This window comes from Massilia sp. BAP21, assembly GCF_057801335.1.
Genome location: NZ_CM173596.1, coordinates 4,521,973 through 4,536,441, shown reverse-complemented (window position 1 = coordinate 4,536,441; position 14,469 = coordinate 4,521,973). Strand labels below are relative to the sequence as shown.

Genomic DNA, 14,469 nt, shown 5'->3' with positions numbered 1-14,469 from the left:
CCCTTGGCGCAGGCCCGGCAACGCGTTTCGCCCTGGCTTGGTAGAATCCGGCCTTCCCCGGCCGCCACCTCCCATCATGAAGAACTGGATCGCGCGCCTGTTTGGCGCCGCGCCGCGATCGCCGGGCAGCCTCCCCGCACAGCCTGGCGCCGCTTCCGGCGTCCCCGCTCCCGCAGCTACTCCGCCTGCATCGTCCACGTCGCCTGCACCGACCACGCCGCCCGCACCGTCCGCAGCCGCCGCAGCCGCGCCGCCCCCCGATCCCGGCCCCGCGCTCGACCTGGCCTTCTACCGCTGGCTGGCGGGCGCCGTCCCGGCCGCAGCGCCGGCCGATGTGGCCACCGAGACCCTGGTGCTGGCCGAGCTGTCGCGCCTGGCGCAGCGGCCGGCCAATGCGGCCGAGCTGGTGCCGCGCGTGCCCTCGGTGATCCCGGAACTGCTGCGCAGCCTGCGCGACGACAGCGTCTCGGGCGCCGACATCGCGCGCATGGTGGCGCAGGACGTGGTGCTGGTGGGCGAAGTGATCCGCGAAGCGAACAGCTCCTGGTACCGGCCGCCGGCGCCGGTGCGCACCATCCAGGGCGCGCTGATCCTGCTCGGCCGTAACGGCCTGCGCATGCTGCTGGCGCGCGTGGCCTTCCGCCCGATCATCAGCACGCAGACCGGGCGCTTCGCCAGCCAGGTGGCGCCGCAGATCTGGCGCCAGTCCGAGAAATGCGCGCTGGCGGCCAGCACGCTGGCGCCGACCACCGGCGCCGACCCCTTCGAAGCCTATCTCGCCGGCCTGGTGCAGAACGTCGGGCTGGTGGTGGTCTTCCGCCTGATCGACCAGGTCTGCGACGGCAAGGCGTTGCCGGCCTCGAACAGCGTGGTCGGGGTGCTGTTCGCGCTGGCGCGGCGCATGGCCTACGGCATCGCGCTGCATTGGGATTTCCCGGAAACCGTGGCCGGCGCCATCCTCGAAGGCAGCCGGCTGGACTCCTCGGCCCTGGGCCAGGTGCTGGCCCAGGGCGACCGCCTCGCCAAGCTGCGCCTGCTCGTCGACGCCGGCGCCGTCCAGACCGGGCATCCGCTGGTCGGCGCCATCCTCGGCACCCGCCTGCGGCCCTGTTATGATCAGCTGGCCGATCAACCAGGAACCGAGGATTGAATGCCCTTCCCGATAGAACAGAAACTCGTCATAGGCGTGGCGTCCAGCGCGCTGTTCGATTTGTCCGAGTCACACCAGGTCTACCTGGAGCATGGCGCCGATGCCTACCGCGACTACCAGGAGCGGCATCTCGACACCATCCTCGGCAAGGGCGTGGCCTTTCCCTTCATCCGGCGCTTCCTGAACATCAACCGCTGCTTCCCGCAGCAGGCCCCGGTCGAGGTGGTGCTGTTTTCGCGCAATTCGCCGGAGACGGGCCTGCGCGTGATGCGCTCGATCGCCCACCATGGCCTGGACATCTCGCGCGCCGCCTTCATGAACGGCAAGCCGCCCTACCCCTACCTGCCGGCCTTTAACGCCTCGCTGTTCCTGAGCGCGAACGAGGACGACGTCAAGAATGCGATCGCCGTCGACTACCCGGCCGGGCTGGTGCTGCCCTCGAAGATCGCCGACGAGGACGGCGACCTGGAACTCCGCGTGGCCTTCGACTTCGACGGCGTGCTGGCCGACGACGAATCCGAGACCGTCTTCAAGCGCAACAACGACCTCGACGAATTCCACGCCCACGAAACCCTGCACGTGGCGCGCCCTCACAGCGTGGGGCCGCTGGCGGCGCTGTTTCGCCAGCTGGCGGTGCTGCAGCGCCTCGAGGACGACGCCGCGCGCGCCGATCCGGCTTACCGGCGCATCGTGCGCATCGCCATCATCACGGCGCGCAATGCGCCCTCGCACGAGCGCGTCGTTACCACACTGAAAAGCTGGGGCGTCTCGCCCGACGAGACCTTTTTCCTGGGCGGGATGGACAAGTCGCGCGTGCTGGGCGTGTTCAAGCCGCACATCTTCTTCGACGACCAGATGTCGCACCTGCGCGCCGCGCCGGGCGGCACCATCCCGATGGTGCACGTGCCCTTCGGGATCGCGAACCGGCGCCCGGTCCAGGCGCCCGGCGAAGGGGAAGGCGAAGCCGCCGCCTGATTGGCGAATGGCTATGTTCGTTTCCGAACAAATCAAGAAGACGGACACGGGCATACTGGCGGCATCGAATAACAAGAATACCGCTCTGCCATGGCCTTTCCCATCCTTGCCGCCCTGGTCGTCCTGATCGCGCTCGCCACCCTGGTCCCGCTCTCGCAGCGCACGACCTGGCTGGTGCGCGACCTCGACTTCCCGCGCCTGCAGATCGCCGCCGTGGCGCTGGCCGTGCTCATCGCCCAGCTGTCGCTGCTCGACCTGGGCGACTACGCAACCGCGATCCTGCTCGCCGTCACCGCCGCCTGCCTGGTCTACCAGGCCTGGTGGATCATTCCCTATACCCGGATCTACCCGAACGAAGTCAAGGCGGCGGTTTCCAGCGACCGCGAGGAGCGCCTGCGCATCCTGACCGCCAACGTGCTGGCCCCGAACCACAATGCCGAAGGCCTGCTGGCCCTGATCCGCGAGCACCGGCCCGACATCTTCGTCACCCTGGAGTCCGACGCCTGGTGGCAGCGCCATCTCGACACGCTCGAGGGCGAATACCGCTACGCCCTGAAGTGCCCGCTCGACAATTTGTACGGCATGCATGTGTACTCGAAACTGCCCCTGGAAGACACGGCGATCCAGTTCCTGGTCGAGGACGACATCCCCTCGATGCATGCCATGATCGTGCTCGAGTCGGGGCGCAAGGTGCGCATGCACTTCCTGCACCCGGCCCCGCCCAGCCCGACCGAGCACGACGAATCGACCGAGCGCGACGCCGAGCTGCTGGTGGTGGCGCGCAGCGTGGCCGACCTCGATACGCCGGTGGTAGTCGCCGGCGACCTGAACGACGTCGCCTGGTCGACCACCACGCGCCTGTTCCGCAAGATCAGCGGCCTGCTCGACCCGCGCATCGGGCACGGCATGTTCAACACCTTCCATGCCGGGATTCCCCTGTTCCGCTGGCCGCTCGACCACCTGTTCCACAGCAAGCACTTCACGCTGGCCCACATCCAGCGCCTGCCGGCGTTCGGGTCGGACCACTTCCCGATGCTGGTCGAGCTGGCCTACGACCGCCGCCATGGCGCGGCGCAGGAAGGGCTGGAAGCCGATGCCGAAGACGAAGCGCTGGCCGACGAGAAGATCGCCGCCGAGCCGGTGCGGGTGTCGGATGTGCACGAGCCGCAGGCGTGATAGTGACCAGGCGTCATGTCGGGCCGTGCTGCGCGGGCCGGGCAATGCGCTTTCCGCGGTGATGCCGTCGCATTTGTAGGGTGGGCACTTGTGCCCACGCGGTACGGCGAATGATCATGGCTTATCTGTCCGCGGGCGCCCGAAACGCACGTGGACCGGCTCTGGGTAACATTTCGACTGGCACGCCTCGTACCGCGTGGGCACAAGTGCCCACCCTACAACGCCAGAAACAACGTCAACAACATCACGGTGCCACCGACGCCGCCCGCTTCAGGCAGCGCAGGGTAAATGTCGAGCGCGTGTGTTTTACTCCCGGCAGCTTGTACAGCTTCTGGCGCAGGAAGCGCTCGTAGCCCTCGGTACCCGACACCGCCACCTTGATCAGGTAATCGTATTCGCCCGACAGCAAATACGCCTCCATCACCTCCGGCAAATCCGCCAGCGCATCCGAGAACGCCTGGAAGATCTCGTCGTCGTGCCGGTCCACCGTGACCTCGATGATCACCGTGTCCGGCACGCCCAGCGCGCGCTGGTCGAGCACCGCTACATAGCCCTGCACGTGCCCCGATTCCTCCAGCGCCTTGACCCGGTGCCAGCATGGCGTGGGCGACAGATTGACGGTCTCGGCCAGCTTCTGGTTGCTGATGCGCCCGTCGCGCGCGAGGGTGCGCAGTATCTTGCGGTCGATCTCGTCGAGCACGCCATCCTTCATCGCCGGGCCTCCTTTTCAAAAAATTAAGACAGAAGATAATTCTTCTACATTCTAGCCCAAACAAAGAAGAACCTTCACGAGCCTCCGCCAATCTCCGCCGGATACGAAAGAATATTTTTTGTGCGGCGCAGTAAAATCGACATCTCCCAGACAAACACCCCAATTTGCTGCCGTGGCGCTTGTCGATACAAGTGCGTTTACGGCAGCGCAGCAATCGAATTCCGGAGTTTTCGTGACAGAAGCAGTTTCCCGCAGCGCCCTAGGCTACCGCAACGATCCTTTCGCTGGCGAACTGCCGCTTATGTTCATCGCGCCTGCCCTGTTCGCCGCCAACCTGGTGGTGGCGCGCTGGGCCGAGAGCGCCGCGATCCCGCCGGTCTTTCTCGCCTTCGGGCGCTGGGCGCTGGCGTTTGCGATCCTGCTGCCGACCGTCGGCCCGCGCCTGTGGGCGCTGCGCGGCACGCTGCTGGCCAACTGGCCGCGCCTGCTGCTGCTGTCCGGCCTGGGCATGGGCATGGCCGTCGCCCCGCAATACATCGGCGCACGCCATACCAGCGCGGCGAATATCGCCATCATCTTCGCGGCCTGCCCGGCCGTGGTGACCCTGATCGAAACCCTGGTCTGGAAGGCGCCGCTGTCCAAGCGCCAGGCCGCCGGCATGCTGCTGGCCATCGCCGGCGCGCTGCTGGTGCTGTCCAAGGGCCATCTCGAAGCGCTCGGTTCGCTCAGCTTCGGCCAGGGCGACCTGTGGGTGATCGCCGCCGCCAGCGGCTGGGCCCTGTACACCGTGTTCGGGCGCCGCCTGCCATTGCCGCCGATGCCGGCCACCGTCAAGCTGGCCAGCCTGATCGGCGGCGGCGCGCTGGTGCTGGCGCCGTTCGCGGCGCTGGAAGCTTACACCGGCACGGTGCCGAACTTCGGCGACGCCCGCCTGTACATTGCGCTGGCCTTCCTCGCCGTGGTGCCGAGCCTGGGCGCCTATTTCTGCTTCGATCGCCTGGTCGGCCTGGCCGGTCCGGCGCGCGCCAGCATGGCGCTCTACCTGATTCCGCTATTCGCCACCCTGGCCGCCTGGCCGCTGCTGGGCGAAGCGCCGCAGTCCTACCACGCGGCCGGCTTCGGCCTGATCCTGGCGGGGCTGGTGGTCTCGAACATGCGGCGCAGGTAAACCCCGCCCTGCCGCGCGGGCGTGCGGGGCAAAACGATGGTCGTTCGTCTATAATGAGCAGCCCATCGGCCCCGATTTTTCTCCTGCGAGAAGCACCGCCTGCATGCCTTTCGATCTCAACAAACATCTCCCCAAAGCGGGTAACCGTTTCGTCCTGCCGGCCCTCGCCGGTTCCTCCGACGCCTACGCCCTGGCGCTTGCCGGCCTCGCGTACAAGGCGCAAAAGCAGATGCTCACCGTCATCGTGGCGAATGCCAGCGACGGCCAGCGCCTGCTCGACGAGATCGCCTGGTTCGCCGACGGCAAGCTGTCCTGCCACCTGCTGCCGGACTGGGAGACGCTGCCCTACGACGCCTTTTCGCCGCACCAGGATTTGGTGTCGGAACGCCTGGCGACCCTGCACGAGATCGGAAACGGCCACTGCAACGTGCTGGTGGTGCCGGCCACGACCGCCCTGGTGCGCCTGGCGCCGCCCTCCTTTTTGGCTGCCTACACCTTCTTCTTCCGCCAGGGCGAGAACCTGGACGAAGCCAAGCTCAAGTCCCAGCTGACCCTGGCCGGCTACACCCACGTGTCGCAGGTGATGTCGCCCGGCGAGTACTCGGTGCGCGGCGGCCTGATCGATTTGTTCCCGATGGGTTCCGCCCTGCCCTACCGCCTGGACCTGTTCGGCGACGAGATCGAAACCATCCGCACCTTCGACGCCGACACCCAGCGCTCGCTGTATCCGGTGAAGGAAGTGCGTCTGCTGCCGGGCCGCGAATTCCCGATGGACGAGGCCGCGCGCACCGCCTTCCGCGGCCGCTGGCGCGAGCGTTTCGAGGGCGACCCGTCGCGCTCGCCCATCTACAAGGATATCGGCAGCGGCATCGCCTCGGCCGGCATCGAATACTACCTGCCGCTGTTCTTCGAAGAGACGGCAACCCTGTTCGACTACCTGCCGAAGGACGGCCCGCTGGCCATGGTGGGCGACATCGAGGCGGCTATCCAGCGCTTCTGGACCGACACCGAATCGCGCTACCGCTTCCTGAAGAGCGACCGCGAACGCCCGATCCTGGAACCGGCCGAGCTCTTCCTCGGCGCCGAGCAGTTCTTCACCTGCGCCAAGCCGCACGGGCGCTGGAACATCCCGCGTGATCCACAGGCGCCAGCGTCCGAGCTGTCGGCGCCGGTGCCCGACATCGCGGTGAACCGCCGCCTGGAAGACCCGCTGGCGAATTTGCGCTCCTACCTGGCGCGTACGAACTGCCGCGTGATGATCTGCGCCGAATCGAACGGCCGCCGCGAAACCCTGCAGCAGTACTTCAACGAATACAAGCTGGACCTGGCGCTGGTCGAGGGCTTCGAAGGCTTCCGTGCCTCAGATGCCAAGCTCGCCCTGGGCGTGGCGCCGCTGCAGGCCGGCTTCGAGCTGTTCGAGGAGGCCAGCGGCTGCATCGCATTCATCACCGAGACCGAGCTGTATGCGGGTTCGGGCCGGCGCGCCGGCAAGAAGAAGCAGGAAGCGACCAGCCAGGTCGAATCCATGGTGCGCGACCTGTCCGAGCTGAAGATCAACGATCCGGTGGTCCACATCAACCATGGCATCGGCCGCTACATGGGCCTGATCTCGATGGACCTGGGCGAAGGCGAAACCGAGTTCCTGCACCTCGAATACGCCAAGGACACCAAGCTCTACGTGCCGGTGTCGCAGCTGCACGTGATCTCGCGCTATTCCGGCACCTCGCCCGAAGACGCACCGCTGCACACCCTCGGCTCCGGCCAGTGGGACAAGGCGAAGAGAAAAGCCGCCGAGCAGGTGCGCGACACCGCCGCCGAGCTGCTGAACCTGTATGCGCGCCGCGCCGCACGCCAGGGCCATTCCTTCGAGTATTCGAGCATCGACTACGAGAACTTCGCGCAGAGCTTCGGCTTCGACGAAACGCCGGACCAGGCCGAAGCCATCCACAACGTGATCAAGGACATGACCTCGGGCCGGCCGATGGACCGCTTGGTGTGCGGCGACGTCGGCTTCGGCAAGACCGAGGTTGCCTTGCGCGCGGCCTTCATCGCCGTCATGGGCGGCAAGCAGGTAGCCATCCTGGCCCCGACCACGCTGCTGGCCGAGCAGCACGCGCAGACCTTTGCCGACCGCTTCGCCGACTGGCCCGTGAAAATCGCCGAGCTGTCGCGCTTCAGGACCGGCAAGGAAATCAACAACGCCATCAAGGGCATGGCCGACGGCACGCTCGACATCGTGATCGGCACCCATAAGCTGCTGTCGCCCGACGTGAAGTTCACGCGCCTGGGCCTGGTGATCATCGACGAGGAACACCGTTTCGGCGTGCGCCAGAAGGAAGCGCTGAAAGCCCTGCGCGCCGAGGTCGACGTGTTGACGCTCACCGCCACGCCGATCCCGCGTACCCTGGGCATGGCGCTGGAAGGCCTGCGCGACTTTTCCATCATCGCCACCGCGCCGCAAAAGCGCCTGGCGATCAAGACCTTCGTTCGCAGCGAAGACGGTTCCGTCATCCGCGAGGCCTGCCTGCGCGAGCTGAAACGCGGCGGCCAGATCTACTTCCTGCACAACGAAGTCGAGACCATCGAGAACCGCCATGCGATGCTGCGCGAACTCTTGCCCGAGGCGCGCATCGGCATCGCCCACGGCCAGATGCACGAGCGCGACCTGGAAAAGGTGATGCGCGACTTCGTGGCCCAGCGCTTCAACATCCTGCTGTGCACGACCATCATCGAGACCGGCATCGACGTGCCGACCGCGAACACCATCATCATGCACCGCGCCGACAAGTTCGGCCTGGCCCAGCTGCACCAGCTGCGCGGGCGCGTCGGCCGTTCGCACCACCAGGCCTATGCGTATTTGCTGGTGAACGACGTGCAGAACCTGACCAAGCAGGCGCAGCGCCGCCTCGACGCGATCCAGCAGATGGAAGAACTGGGCAGCGGCTTCTATCTCGCCATGCACGACCTGGAGATCCGCGGCGCCGGCGAAGTGCTGGGCGAGAACCAGTCGGGCGAGATGCTGGAGATCGGTTTCCAGCTGTACTCGGACATGCTGAACGAAGCGGTGCGCTCGCTGAAGGCCGGCAAGGAGCCGGACCTGGCGGCGCCGCTGTCGAGCACCACCGAAATCAACCTGCACTGCCCGGCCCTGCTGCCGGCCGACTTCTGCGGCGACGTGCACGAGCGCCTGTCGATTTATAAACGCCTGGCCAATTGCGAAAGCCAGGGCAAGATCGACGACATGCAGGAAGAATTGATCGACCGCTTCGGCAAACTGCCGGAGCAGGTGAAGGCGCTGATCGAAACCCACCGCCTGCGCATCGCCGCGAAGACAGTCGGCATCGTGAAGATCGACGCCCACAGCGAAGCGGCCAGCCTGCAGTTCATGGAAAAGCCGCCGATCGACCCGATCAAGATCATCACGCTGATCCAGAAGAACCGCCACATCAAGCTGGCTGGCCAGGACAAGCTGCGCATCACCGCCGCCATGCCGGACCTGGCGACGCGCGTGACGCAGGTAAAGCAAACCATCAAACAACTGCTGGCATAAGAAACATGACGATGAATCTGGTAATGCAAGGGCCTGGCGCAGCGCAGGCCTTGTTGACGGACGTTGCCGCCCTGGCGCGTCCGGCACGGTCGGTGGCGATCTCGGAGCACGCGCTGCGCTTCGAAGACGTGGATGCATCGCCTGAAGTGCGCGACCGGGTGGCCGCAGCGGCCTATGCGGCCGGCGTGGACGCCACCTTCATCGCAACCGGCCGCACGCTGGCCGACTTCAGGCTGGTGGCAATGGACATGGATTCGACCCTGATCACCATCGAGTGCATCGACGAGATCGCGGACATGCAGGGCCTGAAAGCCCAGGTGTCCGAGATCACCGAAGCGGCCATGCGCGGCGAGCTCGATTTCGCGGCCAGCCTGACGCGGCGCGTGGCCTTGCTGGAGGGGCTGGAAGCGTCGGCACTGGCGCGCGTCTACGAGGAGCGCCTGCGCATCTCGCCGGGCGGCGAGGCGATGCTGGCGGCGGTGCAGGCGGCCGGCCTGAAGACCCTGCTGGTATCCGGCGGCTTCACCTTCTTCACCGAGCGTTTGCAGCAGCGCCTGGGCCTCGACTACGCGCATGCGAATGTGCTGGAAATCGAGGATGGCCGCCTGACCGGGCGCGTGGTCGGCGGCATCGTCGACGCCGAGGAAAAACGGCGCACCGTGGAGCGCGTGTGCGCGGAACTCGGCATCGAACCACGGCAAGCCATCGTCATGGGCGACGGCGCCAACGACCTGCGCATGATGGGCATCGCCGGCCTGTCGGTGGCCTTCCGCGCCAAGCCGGTGGTGCGCGCGCAGGCGGACGTGGCACTCAACTTCAGCGGGCTCGACGGCGTCCTCACGGTACTGGCCTGATCGCCCGTAGGGTGGGCGGGTCCCCCGTCCACGCGTCGATCGTTAGCAGCGAGATCATCCGGCACGCCAACGAAGCCGATAACGATCACTGTATCCCAAGCCGCCGGCTCAAGCATGCGTAGGGTGGGCGCCCCGTTCCCACGCGTCTGATCACGCCTGAGCACCCGAAAATTCTTTGCACCCTGCAATGAATTGCCATACCGCAAGCGCTATCTCATCCATTTCTGCGCCAGCGCAAACTCCCTGCTGAGTTTCTATTGAGTCGCCCCGACCGGAAGCATAGATTGGACACATAGGCCACCGCCCGCGTGTCGCGATTCCGGGGCCGCCTTTCTCCATGGAGCGTAGGTATGCACGAGCATTTGCCTGTCCCACCCAGCAGGCCCGCCGCCCGCCCGGCACGCCGAAATTTCCTGCGTGCCGGTCCATTGCTGGCTGCCAGTCTCGCCGTCCCGGCCTTGCCGGCACGCGCCCAGTCCGGCGCCGGCGAGCGCTGGAGCGCCACCTGGGGCGCGGCCCCGGCCGGCCCACCGCCCAGCGCCAGCACGCAAAGCTTCACCAGCCAGACGCTGCGCCTGGTCGTCCACACCAGCATCGGCGGCAACCGCGTGCGCGTGCGCTTCTCGAACGAAATGGGCAGCACCCCGCTACGCATCGGCGCCGCCAGTATCGGCGTGCGTTCCTCGAGTTCGGCCATTCTGCAGGCGACCCTGCGCACCCTCAGCTTCGGCGGCCAGTCGGCAATCACCATCCCGGCCGGCGCGCCGGCCCTGTCCGACCCGGTGGAGCTGGCGGTGCCGGCCCAGGCCGACCTGGCCATCAGCCTGTACTTGCCGGGCACCGTCCAGGCCACCACCATCCACGACATGGCGCTCACCAGCAGCTACCTGTCGCCGGCCGGCGACTACACCTCGTCGGTGTCGATGCCGGTATCACGCTCGATCACGTCCTGGCCTTTCCTCACCGAAGTCGACGTCGACGGCGCCGCCTCCACGCTGGTTGCCATCGGCGACTCCCTCACCGACGGCGCGCGCAGCACCGGCAACGTCAACCGGCGCTGGCCCGACTACCTCGTACGCCGGCTGCAAGCCTCGCTCGGCGCCGGTGGGCGCATCGGCGTGGTCAACCGCGGCATCAGTGCCAACCTGCTGCTCAACGATTACGCCACCGCGCTGATCGCCGGCCGCGACGTACTCGAACGTTTCGACCGCGACGTGCTGGCCACCGCCGGCGTGCGCTACCTGGCCGTCCTGATCGGCATCAACGACATCAGCTACAGCTCCGGCTCGAATCCGATTCCCGTGGCCGACCTGATTGCCGGCTACCGCCAGGTGATCGCGCGCGCCCACGCACACGGCATCACCGTGATCGGCGCCACCTTGCCGCCGATGGAAGGCTTCGTCTACTACACGGCGGCGCGCGAAGCGGTGCGGCGTGCGGCGAACAGCTGGATCCGCTTCAGTGGCGAATTCGATGCCGTGGCCGACATCGAGGCGGCCCTGCGCGACCCGAACGATCCGGCGCGCATCCAGCCCTTGTACGACAGCGGCGACCACCTGCACCCGAACGATGCCGGTTACCAGGCGATGGCGAATGCCTTCCCGCTGGCGCCCTTCGTGGCGGCGACCACGCCGCCGCTGGATTTCCTGAACCGGTATTGACGAGCGCACGGGAGCCCGCATCACAGCCAATACCTGAGCCAGCACCTGCCGCGCATCGAAGGCCCGGCGCCAGCAGCACGGCGCAAAGGTTTCCTATGTCCTACCACCTGTAACAAGCTGTAATTCCGCGCCAAAATGTACGCCGACAAACTATCATGGCGTCATCAGGAGGACCGCCATGAAAAAACTCATCGTCATTTCTGCCGCCCTCGCGGCACTCACCGGCTGCGCCACCCAGTATCCGGGTCCGGCCAACTACGGCACGCGCGGCTATGCGCAGGCGCCGGACGCCAACGGCTGGCAAACGGTGTCGGTGACGCCGGTACCGCTGGGCACGGGCGCGCGCTCGGGCGACGCCGGCGTGGTCACCAGCTCGCCGGTCGTCGTCAATCCGGCGCCGGACAACGTCGTCTATTCGTCGCAACCCGTGTATGCGCCGCAGCCGGTGTACGGCGCGCCGGTCTACGGAGCGCCCGTGTATGGCGCCCCGGTCATCGTCCAGGACCCGTACTGGTATCCGCCGGTGTCGATCGGACTGGGCTTCAGCTTCGGGCGCAGCTGGGGTGGCGGCCATCGCCACTACGCGCCACGCCCGCGTTTCCACCGTCGCTGATCGGTGCGGCGCCCTGCCTTGCTGGCGCGCGCCGTACCGATGCACCAAAAAAGGGGCCGCACAGTACGTGCGGCCCCTTTTTTTCGCGCAGCAGAATACACCGCTTCTCTTACCGCTTTCTTACGTCCGACTATTCCGTTTGCATGGTGCGACGCGTCACAGCAATCGATTGCTGTTGGCCAATTGCTATCCTACAATGATTCGTCGATGGCGCTGTGGCGGTGCCTTTCCGTCCAGGTTCCAGCGTACCGAAACACCTAATAAACACTACGGAGACAGCAATGAATTTCAAGATGAAAGCATTGGTTGCAGGTGTAGCACTGGGGATCTCGATGTCGGCGCTGGCCGCCGATCCGATCAAGATCGGCGTCACCGGCCCGTTCACCGGCGGCTCGGCCCCGATGGGCGTGTCGATGCGCGACGGCGTCAAGCTGGCGGTACAGGAAATCAATGCCAAGGGTGGCGTGCTGGGGCGCCAGCTGCAGATGGTCGAGCGCGACGACGAGGCGAAACCCGAACGCGGCGTACAGATTGCCCAGGAACTGATCAACAAGGAACGCGTGTCCGCCACCGTCGGCTACATCAACACCACCGTCGCCCTGGCCTCGCAGCGCTTCTACCAGAACGCCAAGATCCCGGTGATGAACAATGTCGCCACCGGCTCCGTCATCACCAAGCAGTTCGCCACCGCACCAGAAAACTACGTCTTCCGTAACTCCGCCAACGACACCATCCAGTCGGCGATGATCGTCGAAGAAGCCGTCGCGCGCCGCGGCTTCAAGAAGGTCGCCATCCTGGCCGACTCCACCAGCTACGGCCAGCTTGGCCGCGAAGACCTGGAAAAGGCGCTGGAAAAGAAAGGCATCAAGGCCGTCACGGTCGAGAAATACAACCTGAAGGACGTCGACATGACGCCGCAGCTGCTGAAGGCCAAGCAGGCCGGCGCCGACGTCGTGCTCACCTACGGCATCGGCCCCGAGCTGGCCCAGATCGCCAACGGCATGGAAAAGCTGAACTGGAAAGTGCCGATGATCGGCAGCTGGACCCTGGCCATGGCCAACTTCATCGACAATGCCGGCAAGAACGCCGAAGGCACGCGCATGCCGCAGACCTTCATCCAGGAAGCCGACAACCCGCGCCGCAAGGCCTTCATCGACGCCTACACCAAGGCCTACAACCCGCCGAACGGACGCATGCCGTCGGCCGTGTCGGCAGCCCAGGGCTACGACTCGATCTACCTGCTGGCCGCCGCCATGAAGCAGGCCGGCAGCACCGAAGGCCCGAAAGTGAAAGCCGCGCTGGAAAACCTGAACGAAAAGGTCGAAGGCGTGGTTACCACCTACAACAAGCCATACAGCAAGGACGACCACGAAGCCATCAACTTCGAGAACACCCGCTTCGGCGAAGTGCGTGGCGGCCGCGTCGTGTTGGCTAAATAAGTGCTGGCAGAGTAAGCGTCGCATCAGCTTTACCCAAGCCGTATACAAGCTGCATCTTGTCGTGACATGGCCGGCTCCCGAAAAGGAGCCGGCTATAGGCGCACTGTCGCCTCTCGTCACTTGTAGTCGCTAATCGTCGAAAGGCAGCGCACGCGTTGCCACCAGAGGTTGTGAAAAAATCGTCAGGGCAAGGCGCCGAGTCGAAGACAGTACGAGCGTACGGCGAGACGAGGCAACGCAGCCATGGCGGTTTTTTCACGACCTCTTAGGGTGAACATCATGGAAATTCTTTTGCAGCTGGTCTTCAGCGGAATCGCGCTCGGCATGATCTATGCCGTCATCGCATTCGGCTACCAATTAACCTTTGCTACGTCCGGCACGCTGAACTTCGGCCAGGGCGAAGCCCTGATGCTCGGCGCCCTGGTCGGCCTGAGCCTGGCCGGCGGCGTGCACGGCGGCCCCTACATGAGCTACTGGATCATGATCCCGGTCGTCATCCTGTTCGGTGCATTCCAGGGCGCCTTTGTCGAGTGGATCGGCGTGCGGCCGGCGATCAAGCTGAAATCCGAGTTCGGCTGGATCATGTCGACCATCGCGCTGGCCATCATCTTCAAGAACATCGCCGAAAACATCTGGGGCAAGGAAGACATGCCCTTCCCTTCGCCGCTCGACTCCACGCCCTTCCAGGTAATGGGCGCCAACGTGCAGCCGATGCAGGTGGCGGTGATCGTCGGCGCCCTGCTGATCATGCTGGCGGTCGAACTCTTCAACCGCAAGTCGATCTACGGCAAGGCCGTGGTCGCAACGTCGAACGACCGCGACGCCGCCGGCCTGATGGGTATTAATACCGGCCGCGTGATCACCTTCTCGTACGCGCTGTCCTCGGCTACCGCCGCCTTTGCCGGCGTGCTGGTAGCGCCCGTCACCCTCACCGGCGCCACCATGGGCGCCTCGCTCGGCCTGAAGGCATTCGCGGTGGCGATCATCGGCGGGCTGACCTCGGGCGTGGGCGCGATCGTCGGCGGGCTGATCATGGGCATCTCGGAAACCACGGCCGGCTACTACATCTCGACCGGCTACAAGGACGTACCGGCCCTGCTGCTCCTGCTGCTGGTGCTGGCCATCAAGCCGTCCGGGCTGTTCGGCAAAGCCGCCATCAAGAAGGTCTGAC

At 65.9% G+C, this 14,469-nt stretch carries 11 protein-coding genes; 10 read left to right on the top strand and 1 reads right to left on the bottom strand.

Going from position 1 to position 14,469, the window contains the following annotated elements; translation table 11 throughout:
- The first annotated feature begins 76 nt into the window (after positions 1–76).
- The 3 genes from ACWYRN_RS20125 to ACWYRN_RS20115 all read left to right on the top strand — a co-directional run bounded on the left by ACWYRN_RS20125 (position 77) and on the right by ACWYRN_RS20115 (position 3,301).
- Positions 77–1,150, top strand: coding sequence for an HDOD domain-containing protein (locus ACWYRN_RS20125; RefSeq protein ID WP_488689434.1), 1,074 nt, complete (start codon positions 77–79; stop codon positions 1,148–1,150).
- Positions 1,151–2,125: a 5'-nucleotidase gene (locus ACWYRN_RS20120; protein WP_488689432.1), complete on the top strand. Its 975-nt coding sequence runs from the start codon at positions 1,151–1,153 to the stop codon at positions 2,123–2,125.
- A 90-nt stretch (positions 2,126–2,215) separates the two neighbouring features.
- Positions 2,216–3,301: an endonuclease/exonuclease/phosphatase family protein gene (locus ACWYRN_RS20115; RefSeq protein WP_488689431.1), complete on the top strand. Its 1,086-nt coding sequence runs from the start codon at positions 2,216–2,218 to the stop codon at positions 3,299–3,301.
- 244 nt (positions 3,302–3,545) lie between these two features.
- Here ACWYRN_RS20115 and ACWYRN_RS20110 read toward each other — a convergent pair whose 3' ends face one another.
- The gene (locus ACWYRN_RS20110; RefSeq protein ID WP_229435394.1) at positions 3,546–4,013 is read right to left on the bottom strand and encodes an Lrp/AsnC family transcriptional regulator; all 468 of its coding nucleotides are present in this window, start codon (positions 4,011–4,013) and stop codon (positions 3,546–3,548) included.
- A 232-nt stretch (positions 4,014–4,245) separates the two neighbouring features.
- On the opposite strand from ACWYRN_RS20110, the gene ACWYRN_RS20105 reads away from it, so the two are divergent.
- The 7 genes from ACWYRN_RS20105 (at position 4,246) to ACWYRN_RS20075 (ending at position 14,468) form a co-directional block, all read left to right on the top strand.
- Positions 4,246–5,181 (top strand): DMT family transporter, encoded by a 936-nt coding sequence (locus ACWYRN_RS20105; RefSeq protein ID WP_488689430.1) that lies wholly within the window; start codon positions 4,246–4,248, stop codon positions 5,179–5,181.
- A 103-nt stretch (positions 5,182–5,284) separates the two neighbouring features.
- Positions 5,285–8,731, top strand: coding sequence for a transcription-repair coupling factor (gene mfd / locus ACWYRN_RS20100; protein ID WP_488689429.1), 3,447 nt, complete (start codon positions 5,285–5,287; stop codon positions 8,729–8,731).
- Positions 8,732–8,742: 11 nt separating this feature from the next.
- Positions 8,743–9,585 carry a phosphoserine phosphatase SerB gene (gene serB, locus ACWYRN_RS20095; RefSeq protein WP_488692852.1) on the top strand — a complete coding sequence of 281 codons (843 nt, stop codon included), beginning with the start codon at positions 8,743–8,745 and terminating at the stop codon, positions 9,583–9,585.
- A 350-nt stretch (positions 9,586–9,935) separates the two neighbouring features.
- Entirely contained in the window at positions 9,936–11,246 is a 1,311-nt protein-coding gene (locus ACWYRN_RS20090; protein WP_488689428.1) for an SGNH/GDSL hydrolase family protein, read from the top strand.
- Between the two features lie 178 nt (positions 11,247–11,424).
- Complete coding sequence (locus tag ACWYRN_RS20085; protein ID WP_488689427.1) at positions 11,425–11,859, top strand: hypothetical protein; 435 nt, start codon at positions 11,425–11,427, stop codon at positions 11,857–11,859.
- Positions 11,860–12,140: 281 nt separating this feature from the next.
- Positions 12,141–13,298 (top strand): ABC transporter substrate-binding protein, encoded by a 1,158-nt coding sequence (locus tag ACWYRN_RS20080; RefSeq protein ID WP_488689425.1) that lies wholly within the window; start codon positions 12,141–12,143, stop codon positions 13,296–13,298.
- 279 nt (positions 13,299–13,577) lie between these two features.
- A complete protein-coding gene (locus tag ACWYRN_RS20075) occupies positions 13,578–14,468 on the top strand; it encodes a branched-chain amino acid ABC transporter permease (RefSeq protein ID WP_229435387.1) in 891 nt (296 codons plus the stop codon).
- Position 14,469: the final 1 nt, after the last annotated feature.

Excerpts from the sequence above, each read along its gene's own strand:
- ACWYRN_RS20125 (WP_488689434.1), top strand. The coding sequence starts at position 77 with ATGAAGAACTGGATCGCGCGCCTGTTTGGCGCCGCGCCGCGATCGCCG.
- ACWYRN_RS20120 (WP_488689432.1), top strand. The coding sequence starts at position 1,151 with ATGCCCTTCCCGATAGAACAGAAACTCGTCATAGGCGTGGCGTCCAGC.
- ACWYRN_RS20115 (WP_488689431.1), top strand. The coding sequence starts at position 2,216 with ATGGCCTTTCCCATCCTTGCCGCCCTGGTCGTCCTGATCGCGCTCGCC.
- ACWYRN_RS20110 (WP_229435394.1), bottom strand. The coding sequence starts at position 4,013 with ATGAAGGATGGCGTGCTCGACGAGATCGACCGCAAGATACTGCGCACC.
- mfd (WP_488689429.1), top strand. The coding sequence starts at position 5,285 with ATGCCTTTCGATCTCAACAAACATCTCCCCAAAGCGGGTAACCGTTTC.
- serB (WP_488692852.1), top strand. The coding sequence starts at position 8,743 with ATGAATCTGGTAATGCAAGGGCCTGGCGCAGCGCAGGCCTTGTTGACG.
- ACWYRN_RS20090 (WP_488689428.1), top strand. The coding sequence starts at position 9,936 with ATGCACGAGCATTTGCCTGTCCCACCCAGCAGGCCCGCCGCCCGCCCG.
- ACWYRN_RS20085 (WP_488689427.1), top strand. The coding sequence starts at position 11,425 with ATGAAAAAACTCATCGTCATTTCTGCCGCCCTCGCGGCACTCACCGGC.
- ACWYRN_RS20080 (WP_488689425.1), top strand. The coding sequence starts at position 12,141 with ATGAATTTCAAGATGAAAGCATTGGTTGCAGGTGTAGCACTGGGGATC.
- ACWYRN_RS20075 (WP_229435387.1), top strand. The coding sequence starts at position 13,578 with ATGGAAATTCTTTTGCAGCTGGTCTTCAGCGGAATCGCGCTCGGCATG.